Raw genomic sequence first — 16,371 nt, 5'->3', positions numbered from 1 at the left:
GATGAACAGGATGATCCGACTCTGCCTGCTGTTGTGCGCTCTGCTGGCCCTGGCGGCCTGCACCGCCACCGCGCCCGTGCAGCACAACCCGCTCGCCACCTGGGTGCCATCACCCAACCAGAACGCGCGCACGCCGGTCATCATCGTCATCCACCACACCGAACAGAAATCGGTGCAGCAGAGCCTGAATACGCTGCGCACCGCCAACAGCGGCGGGCCGGTCAGTGCGCATTACCTGATCGGCGCCGATGGCCATCGCTACCAGCTGGTGGCCGATGAGCGCCGTGCCTGGCATGCAGGGGCCGGCCGCTGGGGCACCATCACCGATCTCAATTCAGCCTCGATCGGCATCGAGCTCGACAACGATGGCCGCAGCCCGTTCAGCGCGGCGCAGATCGAATCGCTGATCGTGCTGCTGCGCGATCTCACCACCCGGTTGAACATTCCGCCGCGCCAGGTGATCGGCCATGCCGACCTGGCGCCGACGCGCAAGCAGGATCCGAGCCGTTTCTTCCCGTGGCAGCAGCTGGCCGAGGCCGGTTTCGGCGTCTGGCCGCGCGCGGCCGACGGGGCTGCGCCGGAAGGCTTCGACGCGTGGAATGCGCTGGCCCGCTTTGGCTATCCGCTGGACAACCGCGACGCCACCGTCGCTGCCTTCCACCGCCGCTTCCGTGGCCGCGACGACCTGCCGAAGACGCTGGATGCTGAAGACTTGCGCATCCTGCACTCGCTGCTGCTGCAGATGCCGTGACCACGCGCATGAACGCTTGACCCCACGCTGGGTTGCCGCCCAGCGGCCGGCCCGCCACCATGGCGGCATGATCGATTCCGCCACCTTCTTCAAGCGCAAGCACTGGACCCTGTTGGCAGCGACCGTGCTCGCCGGCTGCTCCACCACCGCTCCCCGCACCGGATCCGAAGCGCCGACGCCGGTCACGCCGCCTGCGGCCACCTACGCCAAGGCCGCATGGAGCGCATTGCCCCCGGTCTCCGATACCGATCTGCAGGCCGGCTTCATTGCCTGGCGCAGCAGCTGCCCCCGCCTGAAGAACGACGCCGTCTGGGCCAAGCCCTGCGCCACCGCCGCCGCGGTATCAGACAAGGACCCGGCCGCGATCCGCCAGTTCCTGCAACGCGACCTTGATGTCTATGCGCTGCGTGCCGGCGGCCACCAGGCCGACGGGCTGATTACCGGCTACTACGAGCCGATCTACCCCGGCAGCCTCACCCGCACCGACAAGGCGACGGTGCCGGTGTACGGCACGCCCGATGACCTGGTCGTGGTGCAGCTGGACAGCCTCTATCCCGAGTTGAAGGGCAAGCGCCTGCGCGGCCGTGTCGACGGCAAGGTACTCAAGCCGTATGACGACGCCGGCACGATCGCCAGCAAAGGGGCCAAGGCGCCAGTCTTGGCCTGGCTGACCGATCCGATGGACCTGCAACTGCTGCAGATCCAGGGCTCGGGCCGGGTGCGCCTGGCTGACGGCACGCAGGTACGGTTGGCCTATGCGGAACAGAATGGTCATCCCTACCGTGCGATCGGGCGCTGGCTGGTCGATCAGGGCCAACTGAAGAAGGAAGACGTCACCATGGACGCGATCCGTGCCTGGGCCCGGGCCAACCCCGCGCGCGTGCCGGAACTGCTGCGCAGCAACCCCAGCTACGTGTTCTTCGTGCGCAACCCGGACAGCCCGGAAGGCCCGCGTGGCTCGTTGAACGTGCCACTCACCGCCGGTTACAGCGTGGCCGTGGACCGCACCGTGGTGCCGCTGGGCAGCCTGCTGTGGCTGTCCACCACCCGCCCGGACGGCACGCCCGTGGTGCGCCCGGTGGCTGCGCAGGACACCGGCGGCGCCATTGCCGGCGAAGTGCGCGCGGACCTGTACTGGGGCAGTGGCGATGCCGCCGGCAAGCTGGCCGGTGACATGAAGCAGAAGGGCAACATCTGGATGCTGTGGCCGAAGGGCGTAGCGCTGCCGCAGTAGGTTGGCAGGGATCTGACCCCCGGATGCCTGATAATGGCGCCATTCCGAACTTTCCGGCCGCACCTGCGGCCAGGACCCCTGCAATGACCTACGCAAAGCACAACGCAAGATCCGGCGCGAAATCCGCCGCCAAGAAGTACTACAAGCACTGGGCCGAATCGGGCCTGGGCAAGGGCAACGTGCTGATGGAAGCGCGTGGCGAGAAGATCGTGCGCCAGGTGGAGATCTACGGCACCAAGATGGTCTGGGCCGACGAGCATGCCCACAGCGACGACCGCTTCCTGCTGGCCGACCAGCCGGTGTCGTTCCTGGATTTCGACGAGGACGACGAAATCTCCGCGCGCGAATTCGAAAGCGCATGGAAGAAGGCCCGGGAAGCCACCGGCTACCCGGTGTAAGCCGCCGCTCCACCCCGCTTTTGTAGCGTCGAGCTTGCTCGACTGCCCTATCCCCCTTGTAGAGTCGAGCCATGCTCGACTGCTGTTTGCCAGGAGCTACGGCAGTCGAGCAAGCTCGACTCTACGGGTCTCGTGCTTGAAATGTTATATGATTACATTTCATCCGCGCCCTTCCATCCCCCATGAAAACCTCCACGCTGGTGGCCGCCCTCGCGACCGCCCCGTTCGCCCCTGAAGCCTTCGCACAGTCCGCCGATGCCGCGCTCACCCTCGGCAAGGTGCAGGTGCACCAGCATGGCGAAGGCCAGTTGAGCGCCCACCAGGTCCTCACCTCGGTGGACGTGCTGGGCGCGGACCAGATCGAAGATCGCAACGTCTCGCACAGCTGGGAACTGCTCGGCCAGATGCCCGGCATCCAGCTCACCGAAACCCGGCAGGGGGCCGAATCGGGCAAGGTCAGCTTCCGCGCCTTCAACGGCGAGGGCTACCTCAACGCCATCAAGACCCTCATCGACGGCATCCCCAGCAACGTCAACAGCGGCAACCAGCGCTTCATCGACATGCTGTTCCCGCTGGAAATCAGCTACATCGAAGTGGTGCGCGGGACCAACGACCCGCGCTACGGCCTGCACAACATCGGCGGCAACGTGAACTTCGGCACGCGCCAGGGCGGCAACTACACCGATGCGCGGCTGGCCTACGGCAGCTACAACACCCGCGACGCGCAGCTGGCTGTGGGCCGCGAAGCGGATGGCTTCGCGCAGAACTACTTCGTCGGCACCCAGGCCAGCGATGGCTACCGCGACCACGACACCTCGAAGAAGTACTCGCTGGGTGGCAAATGGTTCTACGGCTCGCTGGACGACGGCATGCGCGTGGGCCTGACCGCGCGCGCGTACCACCACGAAGCCGACGAACCCGGTTTCATGACCGCTGACGAACTGCACGCGCATCGCCGTGGCAGCGACCTGCGCAACGGCAACGATGGCGATGACCGCGACATGCGGCAGATCGCCGCGCACGTGGACCTGAAGCTGTCCGACGCGCTCACCTTCGGCACGCGGCTGTACTACAGCCGCTATGAAGACGACCGCCGCGTGACCTTCAGCGACCTGCCCACCGGCAACCTGCCGCGCCAGCGTCGCGTCTGGGATGAACGCCAGACCGGCCTGCTCAGCACGCTCACGTGGCAGGCCAGCCCCGCGCTTACCGTCGAAGGCGGCCTCAATTACGAGCAGCAGGACAACGGCTACCTCCGCGAACGCTACGCCTACGCCGAGCCCACCGATTTCAGCCAGGCGCCGGCGCGCGTGCAGAACAACGACCGCCACAGTTTCGACAACTGGGGTGCCTACGTGCAGGCCATCTACCAGCCCGCCGAGGCGTGGAAAATCGTGCCGGCCTACCGTATCGACCGGTTCAGTGGCAGCACGCACCCGATGAACGGCGTCAGCGGCCGCCTGCAGGACTACGGCACCATCGGCCAGCCGAAGCTGAGCGTCATCCACAGCCTGGGCGACACCACCCACGTTTACGCCAACTGGGGCCGCACCTTCCAGGTGCTCACCGGTTCCACTGCACCGGCCTACCTCACCCCGGGGCAGGCGCCGGTGCAGCCGTCCACCAACACCGGCATGGAGCTGGGCCTGAAGTTCCAACCGTTCGTGGGCAGCCAGGCGCGCCTGGCGGTGTGGCAGCAGGATGCGGAAAACGAGGTGTCCAACATGCCGGCCACCGGCACTACGGTCACCTTGGGCAAGACCCGCCGGCGCGGCGTGGATGCGCAGTTGAGCCTGCAGCTGGGCGACGACTGGACGGTATGGGCGTCGCACGCCTACCAGGAAGCGAAGATCACCCGCGACGACCGTGACGCCAGTATTTCCCTGCAGGGCCGCGAAGTGGCCGCCACGCCGCGCCATATCAGCAACCTGGGGGTGGACTACCACGCCAGCGACGCGCTGCGCCTCGGTCTGCAGGCGCGTGCCCAGGGCGACTACTACCTTGAGGAGCGCAACGTGGCGGGCAAGTTCGGTGGCTTCGCCGTGCTCGACCTCAGCGCGGCCTACCAGGTCACCCCGCGCTTCAGCGTGGATCTGCAACTGAAGAACGTCACCGGCCGCGAGTACGCCTACGCCTGGTACGACAGCTTCTTCTGGGACAGCGCCCGCCCGATGTTCTCTCCGGCCCCGGCGCGCAGCGTGTTCGTCGGCCTCAACATGAAGCTGTGACCCGTCCACATATCCGGTAGTGGACGAGCTTGTTCGCCCTGCGGCAGGGGTCAGGGCCCTTTCCTGACGGAAACCGACCCGACCCCGAACCCGTGTTTTGCACTACATTGGTGCAATGTCCGACCCCGCACCCCCGCCGTCCCTCGATGCCCTGGGCACGCCGCTGGCCTGGGCTGGCGCCGACGGCTGCATTGCCGGCTGCAATCCGGCCTTTGCCCGCTGGCTGGGCGTCAGCGCGCGACGCCTGCTGGGTCGGCCCTTGGCCGCACTGGAAGTGCAGGGCGAGGCACTGGCCCATTTCCTGGACCGCGATGAGCGCGACAGCCTGCGCCTGAACCGGCTGGCGCTGGCCGTGCCCGGCGAGGCGCCGCGCTTCGCCGAGGGCTGGATGAGCCGCCGCGATGATGGCGGCTGGCTGCTGGAGGCGCACCCGGTCGATGAGTTCCCTGGGCTCGATCCCACCCAGGCCCTGCCCAGCGCGCTCAGCGCGGCGCTGAAGGGGCTGGCCCACGAGCTGCGCAACCCGCTGGCCGGTCTGAAGGGTGCGGCCCAGCTGCTGGCCCGCCGCGCGGCCCAGCGCGATGCCAGCGAACGCGAGCTGATCGAGCTGATCGGCTCGGAGATCGAGCGCCTCAACGGTCTGCTCGACCAGCTGCTGTCGCCGGCCCCGGCCGCGCCGCATGCCGAACTGAACATCCATGCCGCGCTGGAGCGCGTGCTGCGCCTGGCCGAGAACGAGGCCGGCTGGGCAGTACGCCTGCAGCGCGACTACGACCCCAGCATTCCCGAATTCCACGGCGACGCCGACCGCCTCACCCAGGCGGTGTGGAACCTGGTGCGCAACGCGATCCAGGCCGGCGCCGGCAGCATCACCCTGCGCACCCGCGTGGAGCATGGCGTGCGCATCGCCGAGCAGCTGCACACGCTGGCGCTGCGCCTGGAGATCGCCGACGACGGCCGGGGCGTGCCGGAGGAACTGGCCGAACACCTGTTCCTGCCGCTGGTCAGTGGCCGCGCCGAAGGCACTGGCCTGGGCCTGGCGCTGGCCCAGCAGGTGGCGCGCGAGCATCGCGGCACGCTGACCTACCGCTCGCGCCCGGGCCATACCGTGTTCACCCTGCTGCTGCCGATCGGCAATGGCGCCGCCCCGGCCGAGGAGGCCCCGCGCGATGTCTGACTTCTCCACTGCCGCACAACGCATCTGGGTGGTCGACGATGACCGCGCCGTGCGCTTCGTGCTGTGCACCGCGCTGCGCGAAGCGGGCTACCAGGTCGTTGATTTCGACAGTGCCGCGTCGGCGTTGCAGGCGCTGGGCGAGGGGCCGCCGCCGGCCCTGCTGTTCACCGACGTGCGCATGCCGGGTGACGACGGCCTGGTGCTGCTGGACAAGCTCAAGGCCGCACTGCCGCAGCTGCCGGTGGTGGTGATGTCGGCCTACACCGATGTGGCCAGCACCGCCGGCGCGTTCCGCGGTGGCGCGCATGAATTCCTGTCCAAGCCATTCGACCTGGACGATGCGGTGGCGCTGGCGCAACGCGTGCTGCCGGCGGTGGCACCGGCCATGGCATCGCCCACGCCCGCTGCCGAAACCCCGAGTGACCAGCCACCGCAACTGGTGGGCGATACCCCACCGATGCGCGCGCTGTTCCGTGCCATTGGTCGCCTGGCACAGGCGCCGCTGGCGGTGCTGATCACCGGCGAAACCGGCACCGGCAAGGAGCTGGTGGCCAATGCGCTGCATCGCGAGTCGCCACGCGCGCAGGGTCCGTTCGTCGCGCTCAATACCGCGGCGATTCCCGCCGAACTGCTGGAAAGCGAGTTGTTCGGCCACGAAGCCGGCGCCTTCACCGGTGCGCAGCGCCGCCACATCGGCCGCTTCGAGCAGGCCAACGGCGGCACGCTGTTCCTGGATGAGATCGGCGACATGCCGCTGCCGCTGCAGACCCGCCTGTTGCGCGTGTTGGCGCAGGGCGAGTTCTTCCGTGTCGGTGGCCGCGAGCTGATCCGCGTCGATGTACGCGTGGTCGCTGCCACCCACCAGGACCTGGAAGGGTTGGTCGCACAGGGCAGGTTCCGTGCCGACCTGCTGCACCGCCTGGATGTGGTGCGCCTGCAGCTGCCGCCGCTGCGCGAGCGCCGCGAGGACATCGCGCAGCTGGCCAGCACCTTCCTGGCTGCCGCCGCACGCAAGCTCGATACACCGCCGAAACGCCTGACCGCTGCCGCCCTGCAGGCGCTGCGCGAGCACGATTGGCCGGGCAACGTGCGCGAGCTGGAGAACGTGTGCTGGCGGATGGCCGCGCTGGCCGCTGCCGACACCATCGGCGTGGCCGATGTCGATACCGCGCTGAACCGTGCACGCGGCCGCCGCAGCAGTACCAACGCAGCCGACCCGGGGCAGTGGGAAGCGCTGCTGGCTGAATGGACACGCCGGCAGCTGGCCGAAGGCGTGGAGGGGCTGCATGCGCAGGTGCGCGAGCGGGTCGACCATGCGTTGCTGGAGGCCGCCCTGCAGATCACCCACGGCCGCCGCGCTGAAGCCGCTGCCCGCCTGGGCCTCGGCCGCAATACCCTGACCCGCAAGCTGGGCGCCGGGCGCCGTCGAGGGAGCCATTGAACGGTCCCTGCACGCGATCCTCGCGCCCGCTTGCCGAACCGTTGATCGTTCATGGACGATGCCGTCCTTAGTGTTATCTGCAAGGAGTCTTTGATGCGCCTTTCCTTTGCCATCCTGCCGTTGTCCGCCGCCGTGCTGCTGTCTGCCTGCGGCAGTGCACCGAAGAAGGCCGAGCCCACCCCACCGCCGCCGACCGTGGTCAGCGCCGCGAAGCAGGCCGAGGCCAATCTGTCGCCGGCTTCGGCCAGCATCGTCAGTGGCCGCATCGCGCTGATGGTGGAACCCGGCGGCATCCACATCACCGGCCTGATCGGTGGCCTGCAGCCGATGCAGCAGGCCGGTTTCCACATCCACGAGCGCGGCGACTGCAGCGCGGTGGATGCGAGCAGCGCCGGCAACCACTTCAACCCCGGTGGCGCCGCGCATGGCCGCGCCGGCACCGGCAAGCACCACCTGGGCGACATGGATAACCTGCGTGCCGATGCCCAGGGCCGCGCCAACGTCGATATCCACCTCAAGGGGGTTACCCTTGGCGGAGGCGCCGCCACCGATATCGCCGGACGTGCACTGGTCGTGCATGCCAACGCCGACGACTATCGCAGCCAGCCCGCCGGCAATGCCGGCGTCCGCATCGCCTGTGGCGTGATCCGGGTTGTCCGCTGATCACTGCAGGCTTCATCCAGGGAGAGATTGCATGCGTCTGATCCACACTTCGCTGTTTGCCGCCATCGCCGCGCTGGGCCTGGCGGCCTGCGGCCAGCAGCCTGCCGCGCCGCAGGCTGAAACCCCGCCGGCCGCTCCGGCCGAGGGCGCCACCACCGAACCGGCCGCACCCTCCGCCCCGGCGGCCGATGCGTCGGCCACCGCCGAACTGGCGCCGACCCAGGGCAACGGGGCCAAGGGCAGCGTCACCTTCAAGCTGGTCGACGGCAAGGTCCACGTGACCGGCCAGATCACCGGCCTGAAGCCGGGCAGCGAGCACGGCTTCCATATCCATGAGAAGGGCGACTGCAGCGCGCCGGATGGCATGAGCGCCGGCGGCCACTTCAACCCGGGCCACCAGGATCACGGCAACGTCGCCACCGATCCGCACCACGGCGGCGACATGCCCAACATCAAGGCCGACGACAAGGGCGTGGCCACCATCGATGGCCCAGTATCGAGCAACGTCAACATCGGCAAGGGTGATGACTTCGACATCATCGGCCGCGGCCTGATCGTCCACGCCGACGCGGACGACTACAAGACCCAGCCGACCGGCAATGCCGGCGCGCGCCTGGCGTGTGCGGTGATCCAGAAGGCGCCGTAAGTACGCTTTTGCTGCAAACGGAAAACGCCGGCACAAGCCGGCGTTTTTCCTGATCGGTAGTGCCGGCCGCTGGCCGGCAATCGCAGATCCAAGGGTTGCCGGCCAGCGGCCGGCACCACCCATCAGCGCGCCAGCAGCTCGCGCGCGTCCTGACCGGCCTCGCAGTGCACGAACAGCACCGGCACGCCGTGCGCTTCCAGCACCGCGGCCATCTGCCGCTGGCGCATCAGGAACTGCTCGTAGATGCCCTTCAGGCGGTCACAGTCGTTGTTGCTGTGGTTGTAGTGCGCGCACCAACCGGCGGGATCGAACAGCGCCATGCGCGCCTCGCCATGGGTGTAGCGCAGCAGCGGCTCGGGCGCGGCGTTGAGCCATTCGTCCTCGCCCGGTGCCATGATCGCGGTCTCGATCAGTGGCCACAGCGCGGCTAGGCCCTGGTTGTCGTACTGCATCGACATCATCGCAGCCAGGTCGTTCACGGTGAAATAGCGCGCATGCTCGATGCGGGCACCGAAGGTGTTCTGCGCCATCAATGCGGTGTCGGCGTGCGCCATGCCGTTGGCCAGCAGGGTTTCTTCCAGCGCATTGGCGACCGCGTTGGTGGTGGCCACATCGCTGCCGGTCAGCAGGAACGGCACCACGCGCAGGCCACCGCCCACCAGGCTGGCATCGGCCTGGAACGGCAGCGGCACGTCGCCGTTGGCGTCGGTGCCGAACGCCAGCAGGCGCGGGCCCTGGTTGCGGCCCGGCGCACGCATCTGCAGTTCTTCCAGGCGGCGGTGGATTGGCCAGCCCGGGCGCAGTACTTCGGCCGGGTCGAAATGCGCGGCGGCGAACACCAGGTCCAGCTCGGCTACCTGCGGCACCAGCTTGGACAGGTCGCGGCCGACGCGTTCGGCCAGTTCACCGGCCTGTTCGGCGCTGAGTACCGCCTGGCGGGGGATTTCGCCGCCGGCCAGTTCCAGGGCCAGCACGCCAAGGGCATTCATCGCGGGGTCGGGTTTGCTCATGGTTCCACGGTTGGCCCATCACAGGGCGGCAGCTACACTTGGCTCCATTATGCCTGCTCCGTCGTGCAGGCCATGTTGCAGACACCCTCATCCATGCCAGGTATCTCCATGCCCAACGCTCGTCCCGTCGCCATCCTCGGTGGCGTCCGCATTCCGTTCTGCCGCCAGAACACCGCGTATTCGGATGTCGGCAACCTCGGCATGTCGGTCCGTACGCTGGGCGCGCTGGTCGAACGTTTCGGCCTGCACGGCCAGCAGCTCGGTGAAGTGGCGATGGGTGCGGTGATCAAGCACTCCAGTGACTGGAACCTGGGCCGCGAAGCCACGCTGTCCTCCGGCCTGTCGCCGCTGACCCCGGGCATCACCCTGCAGCGCGCCTGCGGCACCTCGCTGGACAGCATCATCACCGTGGCCAACAAGATCGCGCTGGGCCAGATCGAATCGGGCATCGGCGGTGGTTCGGACACCACCTCCGATGTGCCGATCGTGTACGGCAAGAAGCTGCGCGCGCGCCTGCTGGCCGCCAACCGTGCCAAGAGCACCGGCGACAAGATCCGCGCGCTCACCTCCGGCTTCAAGTTCTCCGAACTGAAGCCCGAATTCCCGGGCGTGGCCGAGCCGCGCACCGGCAAGAGCATGGGCGACCATTGCGAGGACATGGCCAAGGAATGGAACATCTCGCGCGACTCGCAGGACGAGTGGGCGGTGTCCTCGCACAAGAAGCTGGCCGCGGCCTATGAGCGCGGCTTCTTCAACGACCTGATCGCCCCGTTCCGTGGTGTCGAGCGTGACAACATCCTGCGCCCGGATACCTCGCTGGAAAAGCTGGCCACGCTGAAGCCGGCGTTCGACAAGGTGTCCGGCCGCGGCACGCTGACCGCCGCCAACTCCACGCCGCTGACCGACGGTGCCGCTGCGGTGCTGCTGGCCAGCGAAGAATGGGCGCGCGCGCACGGCCACGAGCCGCAGGCCTACCTGCGCGATGCGCACGTGGCGGCGGTGGACTTCGTGCATGGCGAAGGCCTGCTGATGGCACCGACCATTGCCGTGCCGGAGATGCTCAAGCGCAACGGCCTGACCCTGCAGGACTTCGACATCTACGAGATCCACGAAGCCTTCGCCGCGCAGGTGCTGTGCACGCTGCGTGCGTGGGAGAGCGAGGACTACTGCCGCAACCGCCTGGGCCTGGATGCACCGCTGGGCCGCATCGACCCGGACAAGATCAACCTGCTGGGTTCATCGCTGGCCACCGGCCACCCGTTCGCCGCCACCGGCGCACGCGTGATCGCCACCGCCGCCAAGCAGCTGGCCGAACGCGGCGGCGGCCGCGCGCTGGTCTCGATCTGCACCGCCGGCGGCATGGGCGTGGTGGCGATCGTCGAACGCTGATCGCATCCACGCATGGCGTGGATCTAACAACAAAAACGCCGCCCGATGGGCGGCGTTTTGTTGTTGCCCGGATGGTTGCTCTGGTGGGTGCCAAGCTTGCTTGGCACGGTGCCAGATTCGCCGGTGGATGCCGGCCAGCGGCCGGCACTACCGATCAGGGCAACCGCGGGTTGCCGAATTCGTCGCGCTCCTCGTTGGCGTCATACACCGGCGGCTGCACCGCAATCGGTTGCTCTTCCACCGTGGCACGCAGCGGCGTTTCGTTGCCGCGTACCAGCGCCACGCTGTCTTCGCCGCGCTGCAGGCGCAGCGCATTGGCCAGGCACTGCGCGGCCAGTGCGTGCTCGCCACGCTGTGCGAACAGTTCACCCAGCGCTTCCCATGCCGGTGCTCCGGCGCCACTGGCGATCGCCTCATGCAGGAACGCGTCGGCGGCATCCCACTGCTGCTGCGCCAGTGCTACGCGGCCCTGCGCCAGGCGCAGCGCGGCCGAGCCGTCATGCACGTTGCGCCAGCGTTGCAGGTTGGCCTGTCGGGTGGCCAGGCGCTCGGCCGGGAGGCGGCCATACAGCGCCACCAGTTCATCATCCCAGCGCTGGTCCAGCGCCTGTTCCAGCGCCAGCAGTGCCGGCTCATCCCAGTTCAGGGCCACCGCTCGGCTGGCATAGGCGCCCACCACGTCCGGCGTCGGCCGCAGTGCCTTCGGCGTGGCTTCCCACTGCGCGGCCAGCGCGTTGACGTCGGCCGCTTCCAGCAGCGCCTGCGCTGCCAGGCGTGCTTCCAGTTCGCTGCTGGCATCGGTCGGCAGCACCTTGCTCTGCCGCAGCGCGCCCAGCTGCCCATAGGCCTCGTGTGCGCGCCCGGCCTGCGCCAGTGCCTCGGTACGCAGCCACAGGCCACGCGGCGGCAGCGGCTGGATCGCGGCCACGTCCAGCGCGTTGATCGCATCCACCGGCAGATCACGCGCCAGCAGCTGTTCTGCACGCAGCAGCGCCTGCAGGGTGGCATCGCTTTCGCCCAGGCGCTGCAGCAGTGCTTCGCCGGCAGGGCCGTCGGCCCGTGCCTGCGCACTGCGCACGGCGTTGGCCAGCGCCACTGCGCTCACTTCGGGGTCTTTGGCGGCGCCGTCCAGCAGCTTCTCCGCACGCTGCCACTGGCCGTGCTCGTAAGCCTGTAGGCCGTCGATCAGGCGCACCCGGCCCTGCTTGCGGCGGTAACGGCCCCAGGCCCGGAACGGTGCGGCAATCAGGCTCCACAGCAGCCACAGCACCAGCACCGCAATCACCGCCAGCAACGCGACCTTCGGCAGGTTGCTGTGGTAGTCGTAGCCGCCGTATCGCAGGATCACTTCGCCGAAACGGTTGAGGTCATCGGCGCCGAGCCATTGCGCGGCGACTACGCCGATGGCCACGGCCAGCAACAGCACGACCAGGGATTGCAGGGGTTTCATGCGGGATTACCTCCGGTCGGTCTGGGTGCGAAGTTGCTGCAGGGTGCTGCCAAGAACGGTGTTGCTGGCCTGCAGCGGAAGCTCGCGCAAGGCCTTCAGTTCAGCACGTTGTGCGCGCAGGGCCGGTGAATCCGGCCAGCGCCGCTGCGCCCAATGCTCCACGCGTACCAACGCGGTATCACGGCCAGCACGGTCGCCGCGCTCGATCGCGGCGCGCGCCAGGGTCAGTTCCAGCTGCAGCGCATCGTCGGCATTGCGGCGTTCGGCGGCGGTCAGCGGGCCGTTCTGGCGGCTCGGGGTGATGTCCACGAACGGTGCCAGCGTGGCCTGCCACCAGGCTCTGGCGGTCGGCGGCGCAGCGTTGCCGGTCACCTGCGAGGGCAGGCCCTGCAAGGCCTTGGCCAATGCATCCAGGCGCTGCAACGACTGCACGCGCGGGCCGGCGCCGAGCGCATCCAGTGCATCACGTTCCTGCACCAGCGCCTGGCGCAGGTTGAGGCCATCGCTGTCGGGCAGATCGGCCAGCGCAGTGGCGGCCTGGGCATACAGGCGGCGTGCGCCATCCACATCGTCGGCGTAGTTCAGGCGTTGCGCGGCCTGGGTCAGCAGCAACTCGGCCTCGTCGCGCTGCACCGCCTGCCGGCCCTGGTTGGCGCTGTCGGCCAGCTTGGCCAGGTTTTCTTCCAGCAGTGCACTGCGCTGGGACAGGCCGAGCATCTCGTCGCGCAGCACGCGGTTGGTGGTGGCCGCGTCCTGCAGCCGCTGGCTGGTCGCGCGCTGGTCACGGCGCAGCGCATCCAGCGTGGCCTCCAGGCCCTGCAGCTGCACGGCGGTGGTCTGCGCCTGCGCCGCCTGTTCGCGCTGCTGTTGCTGCCAGAAGTACCAGCCCGCGTAGCCGCCCGCGCCGAGCACGGCCACACCGGCCAGCGGCAGCAGCCAGCGTGCGGAGCGACGGGGTAGGGAAACGGGCGGAGTGTCGTTCATCGGGCTTCCTTGTCGGCAACGTCGCCGGTGGTGGGGGACCGGCAGGCCGCGTTGTGCACAGCATCACTGTTGCCGACGACAGCGGCAAGCGTGACCCACGTCCCTGTTCAGGTCGCTGCCGGGACGGTGAGCGTGGCGTGTGCAGCCGCCACCAGCTGTGCGGTGGTGGGGCCGGCCGCGCGCACCACGTGCTGCAGGCCCAGCGCCCGCGCCTGTTCACCCAGGCGATCACTGGCCACCACTGCGGTCGCGTGCGCCTGCAGGCGCTGCTGCAATGCGGTTGGAAGTTGCTGCCAGAAATGCTGCAGCGCTTCGCCGCTGCTGACCGCCAGCACCCACGGAAAGGCTGAATGCGCCAGTCGCGCCAGCGTGCGCGGCGCCAGGCGCAGCAGGCGCCGCTGGTAAACGTCGGCGCGTTCGATGCTGGCACCGGCCGCCCGCAGCTGCGCGGCAATCAGGCCGCGGCCACCGGGCGCGGTCACCAGGCCGATGCGCAGGCCCTGCACGTTTGCCAGTACCGGCAGCGCCAGCAGGCCTTCGCTGTCCATCCGCTGTGGTGCATGCACGTCGGAAATGCCGTGTGCCTGCAGCGCGCGCGCGGTGCCTTCGCCCACCGTCAGCCACGGGCTGCGCTGCGCCTCGGCCAGCCGCAGCAGGGAAGCGGCCGCAGCAACCGCGGCCGGGCTGGTGAACACCACGCGATCGCAGTTCAGCGCGCGTTGCAGCTGGCGCACCACGGGCGTGCCGTGCAGGCGCTGCAACCGCCACGGTGAAAGGGCCAAAACATGCCCGCCCAGCCCAGCAACGGCGCGGCGCAGCGCCACATGCTGGCCTTGCGGGCGCAGTGAAATCAGGGTCCAGGCCGCGTCGGAGCCAGCGGCGCCAGTGGGTATCGTATGGTCGGCCATTGCCTGCATTATGCGGGCCCTTCGTTGTCGTGGTCGCTGCTCCGATGTCCGTTGATGCCCTGACTTCCTCGTTGGCCGCCCTGCAGGACGTACTGGACTGCATGCCAGCGGTCCGCGCCATGCAGATCCAGCTCGACGGCTATGCCGATGGCGTGCTGCGCATCACCGCGCCGCTGGCCGCCAACGTCAACGACAAGGGCAACGCCTTCGGTGGCAGCCTGGCCTCGGTACTGACCCTGTCCGGCTGGGCGCTGGTCAGCCTGCGCCTGCGCCTGGCCGGCCACGATGCCGAGGTCTACGTGGCCGACAGCAACCTGCGCTACCTGGCACCGGTCTACGAAGACCTGCACGCCCATGCCGAAGCCGCCGAAGCCAGCGGCTGGGACGCCTTCCTGAATACCTTCCGCCAGCGCCGCAAGGCCCGCATCAGCATTATCGCCACCCAGCCCGGTGCCGACGGCAAGCCTGCTGCCGAGTTCAGCGGTCGCTTCGTTGCCTTCGCCAAAGGGTAGGATGGCAGGCTGACGTTCTGGGGAAACCACCGATGCGCCGCCTCATCCAGTTCCTGATCTGTTCCCTGCTGCTGGCCAGCGCCGTGGCCTCGGCCGACGACCTCAGCCGCAAGCAGCGCAAGCTGCTGGAAGAGACCCAGATCGCCTACGGGGCGACCATCCGCTGGGGCAGCATGGACGATGCCATCGGTTACCTGGACCCGAAGCTGCGCAAGGAAAAGCCGCCGACCGAGTTCGAGCTCAACCGCTACGCGCAGCTGCGCGTGTCGTCCTATCGCGAGCGCAGCAGCGCCTCGCTGGATGGGGGCGAGGTCGAGCGTCGCGTCGAAATCGGGGTGATCAACCAGAACACCCAGGCCGAGCGCACCGTGGTCGTGGTCGAGCGCTGGCGCTGGGACCCGGAGGCCAAGCGCTGGTGGCAGTCCGCCGGCCTGCCGGACCTGTGGAAGGGGCAGTGACGGGCCGCGTCCGGCTTGTGCGACAATCGGCGCCCGCTTAATCGACCCGTGACCTGAGTGAATTACGAAGAGTTGCTGGCCTTTGCAGGCCGAAACCCGATGCTGTCCGCGGCCCTGGTCGGCCTGACCGTGGCCATCATCGTCACCGAGATCCGCCGCCTGTTCCGGGGCTTCAAGGGCATCAAACCCGCCGAACTGACCCAGCTGATGAACGCGGGCGGCACGGTGGTGGTCGACCTGTCGGCCAGCGGTGACTTCGAGAAGGGCCACATCGCCGGCAGCCGCAACGCCCAGGCCAGTGCCTTCGGCCCGGACAACAAGCTGGTGGCCAATGCCAAACAGTCGCCGGTGGTGCTGGTGTGCCGCAGCGGCAACGCCTCGGAAACCGCCGCCAAGGCGCTGAAGAAGGCCGGTTTCGAAAAGGTCTACGTGCTCGATGGCGGCATTCCCGCCTGGCAGCAGGCCGAGCTGCCGCTGGTCAAGGGCCGCAACTGATTGCCGCAGGTGGCGCATCCGGCCTTGTATGGGCCTGATGCCGCCCCCATCGCAGTAATTCGACCCTCGTTTTCATTGCATTTATCTGGAGTTACTGGAAATGTCCGAAGAGATCACCAACGGCGCCGCTGCGCCGGTCGATGCCGCCACCGGCCCCGCTTTCACCGTCGAGAAGATCTACGTCAAGGACGTCTCCTTCGAGTCGCCGAACGCTCCGACCATCTTCAATGACCAGGTGCAGCCGGAACTGCAGCTCAACCTGAACCAGCAGGTGCAGCGCCTGGGCGAGAACGCCTTCGAAGTCGTGCTGGCCGTGACCCTGACCTGCCAGGCCGGTGAGCGCACCGCCTACGTGGCCGAAGTGAAGCAGGCCGGCGTGTTCGGCCTGGTCGGCCTGGACCCGCAGTCGATCGACGTGCTGCTCGGCACCCAGTGCCCGAACATCCTGTTCCCGTACGTGCGCCAGCTGGTCAGCGACCTGATCCAGGCCGGCGGCTTCCCGCCGTTCTTCCTGCAGCCGATCAACTTCGAAGGCCTGTACGCGGAAACCCTGCGCCAGCGCCAGGAGCAGGGCGACGCACCGTCGCTGGCTGACTCCGAGCCGGCCGGCAACGCCTGATTCCTGCC

17 protein-coding genes are annotated in these 16,371 nt (G+C 68.5%); 13 read left to right on the top strand and 4 right to left on the bottom strand.

What is annotated here, in order from left to right:
- Positions 1 to 10: 10 nt before the first annotated feature.
- From N5C18_RS05025 to N5C18_RS04990, 8 genes are all read left to right on the top strand, one after another.
- Positions 11 to 751 carry an N-acetylmuramoyl-L-alanine amidase gene (locus N5C18_RS05025; RefSeq protein WP_279943974.1) on the top strand — a complete coding sequence of 247 codons (741 nt, stop codon included), beginning with the start codon at positions 11 to 13 and terminating at the stop codon, positions 749 to 751.
- A gap of 67 nt (positions 752 to 818) precedes the next feature.
- Positions 819 to 1,985 (top strand): MltA domain-containing protein, encoded by a 1,167-nt coding sequence (locus N5C18_RS05020; RefSeq protein ID WP_053508994.1) that lies wholly within the window; start codon positions 819 to 821, stop codon positions 1,983 to 1,985.
- A gap of 83 nt (positions 1,986 to 2,068) precedes the next feature.
- On the top strand, positions 2,069 to 2,383 hold the full coding sequence (locus tag N5C18_RS05015) for a hypothetical protein (RefSeq protein WP_008268793.1): 315 nt from the start codon (positions 2,069 to 2,071) through the stop codon (positions 2,381 to 2,383).
- Between the two features lie 182 nt (positions 2,384 to 2,565).
- Entirely contained in the window at positions 2,566 to 4,611 is a 2,046-nt protein-coding gene (locus tag N5C18_RS05010; RefSeq protein ID WP_053508968.1) for a TonB-dependent receptor, read from the top strand.
- Positions 4,612 to 4,726: 115 nt separating this feature from the next.
- Positions 4,727 to 5,788: an ATP-binding protein gene (locus tag N5C18_RS05005; RefSeq protein ID WP_279943973.1), complete on the top strand. Its 1,062-nt coding sequence runs from the start codon at positions 4,727 to 4,729 to the stop codon at positions 5,786 to 5,788.
- Complete coding sequence (gene ntrC / locus N5C18_RS05000) at positions 5,781 to 7,229, top strand: nitrogen regulation protein NR(I) (protein WP_279943972.1); 1,449 nt, start codon at positions 5,781 to 5,783, stop codon at positions 7,227 to 7,229. Before N5C18_RS05005 ends, ntrC begins: the two co-directional genes overlap by 8 nt.
- Before the next feature lie 93 nt (positions 7,230 to 7,322).
- A complete protein-coding gene (locus N5C18_RS04995) occupies positions 7,323 to 7,892 on the top strand; it encodes a superoxide dismutase family protein (RefSeq protein WP_014035519.1) in 570 nt (189 codons plus the stop codon).
- 31 nt (positions 7,893 to 7,923) lie between these two features.
- Entirely contained in the window at positions 7,924 to 8,538 is a 615-nt protein-coding gene (locus tag N5C18_RS04990) for a superoxide dismutase family protein (RefSeq protein WP_053508964.1), read from the top strand.
- A gap of 122 nt (positions 8,539 to 8,660) precedes the next feature.
- Here N5C18_RS04990 and N5C18_RS04985 read toward each other — a convergent pair whose 3' ends face one another.
- Complete coding sequence (locus N5C18_RS04985) at positions 8,661 to 9,548, bottom strand: hypothetical protein (RefSeq protein WP_040006724.1); 888 nt, start codon at positions 9,546 to 9,548, stop codon at positions 8,661 to 8,663.
- A 93-nt stretch (positions 9,549 to 9,641) separates the two neighbouring features.
- Between N5C18_RS04985 and N5C18_RS04980 the strand changes: the two genes are divergently transcribed.
- Positions 9,642 to 10,937, top strand: coding sequence for an acetyl-CoA C-acetyltransferase (locus N5C18_RS04980; protein WP_152908679.1), 1,296 nt, complete (start codon positions 9,642 to 9,644; stop codon positions 10,935 to 10,937).
- A gap of 154 nt (positions 10,938 to 11,091) precedes the next feature.
- Here the strand turns inward: N5C18_RS04980 and N5C18_RS04975 are convergent, their stop codons facing one another.
- The 3 genes from N5C18_RS04975 to N5C18_RS04965 form a co-directional block, all read right to left on the bottom strand.
- Positions 11,092 to 12,387, bottom strand: coding sequence for a heme biosynthesis HemY N-terminal domain-containing protein (locus tag N5C18_RS04975; protein WP_164241549.1), 1,296 nt, complete (start codon positions 12,385 to 12,387; stop codon positions 11,092 to 11,094).
- Positions 12,388 to 12,393: 6 nt separating this feature from the next.
- On the bottom strand, positions 12,394 to 13,371 hold the full coding sequence (locus tag N5C18_RS04970; protein ID WP_053508961.1) for a uroporphyrinogen-III C-methyltransferase: 978 nt from the start codon (positions 13,369 to 13,371) through the stop codon (positions 12,394 to 12,396).
- 107 nt (positions 13,372 to 13,478) lie between these two features.
- Positions 13,479 to 14,288: a uroporphyrinogen-III synthase gene (locus tag N5C18_RS04965; RefSeq protein WP_279943970.1), complete on the bottom strand. Its 810-nt coding sequence runs from the start codon at positions 14,286 to 14,288 to the stop codon at positions 13,479 to 13,481.
- Between the two features lie 35 nt (positions 14,289 to 14,323).
- Here N5C18_RS04965 and N5C18_RS04960 point away from each other — a divergent pair, with 35 nt between their 5' ends.
- The 4 genes from N5C18_RS04960 to secB all read left to right on the top strand — a co-directional run bounded on the left by N5C18_RS04960 (position 14,324) and on the right by secB (position 16,363).
- Entirely contained in the window at positions 14,324 to 14,791 is a 468-nt protein-coding gene (locus N5C18_RS04960) for a YiiD C-terminal domain-containing protein (RefSeq protein WP_008266702.1), read from the top strand.
- Positions 14,792 to 14,823: 32 nt separating this feature from the next.
- On the top strand, positions 14,824 to 15,249 hold the full coding sequence (locus tag N5C18_RS04955) for a hypothetical protein (protein ID WP_164241547.1): 426 nt from the start codon (positions 14,824 to 14,826) through the stop codon (positions 15,247 to 15,249).
- Positions 15,250 to 15,306: 57 nt separating this feature from the next.
- The gene (locus N5C18_RS04950) at positions 15,307 to 15,744 is read left to right on the top strand and encodes a rhodanese-like domain-containing protein (protein ID WP_004153552.1); all 438 of its coding nucleotides are present in this window, start codon (positions 15,307 to 15,309) and stop codon (positions 15,742 to 15,744) included.
- A 100-nt stretch (positions 15,745 to 15,844) separates the two neighbouring features.
- Positions 15,845 to 16,363, top strand: a complete 519-nt coding sequence (gene secB / locus N5C18_RS04945) for a protein-export chaperone SecB (protein WP_004153553.1) — start codon at positions 15,845 to 15,847, stop codon at positions 16,361 to 16,363.
- The last annotated feature ends 8 nt before the right edge of the window (positions 16,364 to 16,371 follow it).

The organism is Stenotrophomonas sp. GD03930 (assembly GCF_029839665.1).
Classification (GTDB): Bacteria; Pseudomonadota; Gammaproteobacteria; order Xanthomonadales; family Xanthomonadaceae; genus Stenotrophomonas; species Stenotrophomonas forensis.
The sequence above is the reverse complement of the archived record's forward strand: the minus strand, read 5'-3'. Positions and strand labels throughout refer to the sequence as shown.

Excerpts from the sequence above, each read along its gene's own strand:
- N5C18_RS05025 (WP_279943974.1), top strand. The coding sequence starts at position 11 with ATGATCCGACTCTGCCTGCTGTTGTGCGCTCTGCTGGCCCTGGCGGCC.
- N5C18_RS05020 (WP_053508994.1), top strand. The coding sequence starts at position 819 with ATGATCGATTCCGCCACCTTCTTCAAGCGCAAGCACTGGACCCTGTTG.
- N5C18_RS05015 (WP_008268793.1), top strand. The coding sequence starts at position 2,069 with ATGACCTACGCAAAGCACAACGCAAGATCCGGCGCGAAATCCGCCGCC.
- N5C18_RS05010 (WP_053508968.1), top strand. The coding sequence starts at position 2,566 with ATGAAAACCTCCACGCTGGTGGCCGCCCTCGCGACCGCCCCGTTCGCC.
- N5C18_RS05005 (WP_279943973.1), top strand. The coding sequence starts at position 4,727 with ATGTCCGACCCCGCACCCCCGCCGTCCCTCGATGCCCTGGGCACGCCG.
- ntrC (WP_279943972.1), top strand. The coding sequence starts at position 5,781 with ATGTCTGACTTCTCCACTGCCGCACAACGCATCTGGGTGGTCGACGAT.
- N5C18_RS04995 (WP_014035519.1), top strand. The coding sequence starts at position 7,323 with ATGCGCCTTTCCTTTGCCATCCTGCCGTTGTCCGCCGCCGTGCTGCTG.
- N5C18_RS04990 (WP_053508964.1), top strand. The coding sequence starts at position 7,924 with ATGCGTCTGATCCACACTTCGCTGTTTGCCGCCATCGCCGCGCTGGGC.
- N5C18_RS04985 (WP_040006724.1), bottom strand. The coding sequence starts at position 9,548 with ATGAGCAAACCCGACCCCGCGATGAATGCCCTTGGCGTGCTGGCCCTG.
- N5C18_RS04980 (WP_152908679.1), top strand. The coding sequence starts at position 9,642 with ATGCCAGGTATCTCCATGCCCAACGCTCGTCCCGTCGCCATCCTCGGT.
- N5C18_RS04975 (WP_164241549.1), bottom strand. The coding sequence starts at position 12,387 with ATGAAACCCCTGCAATCCCTGGTCGTGCTGTTGCTGGCCGTGGCCATC.
- N5C18_RS04970 (WP_053508961.1), bottom strand. The coding sequence starts at position 13,371 with ATGAACGACACTCCGCCCGTTTCCCTACCCCGTCGCTCCGCACGCTGG.
- N5C18_RS04965 (WP_279943970.1), bottom strand. The coding sequence starts at position 14,288 with ATGCAGGCAATGGCCGACCATACGATACCCACTGGCGCCGCTGGCTCC.
- N5C18_RS04960 (WP_008266702.1), top strand. The coding sequence starts at position 14,324 with ATGTCCGTTGATGCCCTGACTTCCTCGTTGGCCGCCCTGCAGGACGTA.
- N5C18_RS04955 (WP_164241547.1), top strand. The coding sequence starts at position 14,824 with ATGCGCCGCCTCATCCAGTTCCTGATCTGTTCCCTGCTGCTGGCCAGC.
- secB (WP_004153553.1), top strand. The coding sequence starts at position 15,845 with ATGTCCGAAGAGATCACCAACGGCGCCGCTGCGCCGGTCGATGCCGCC.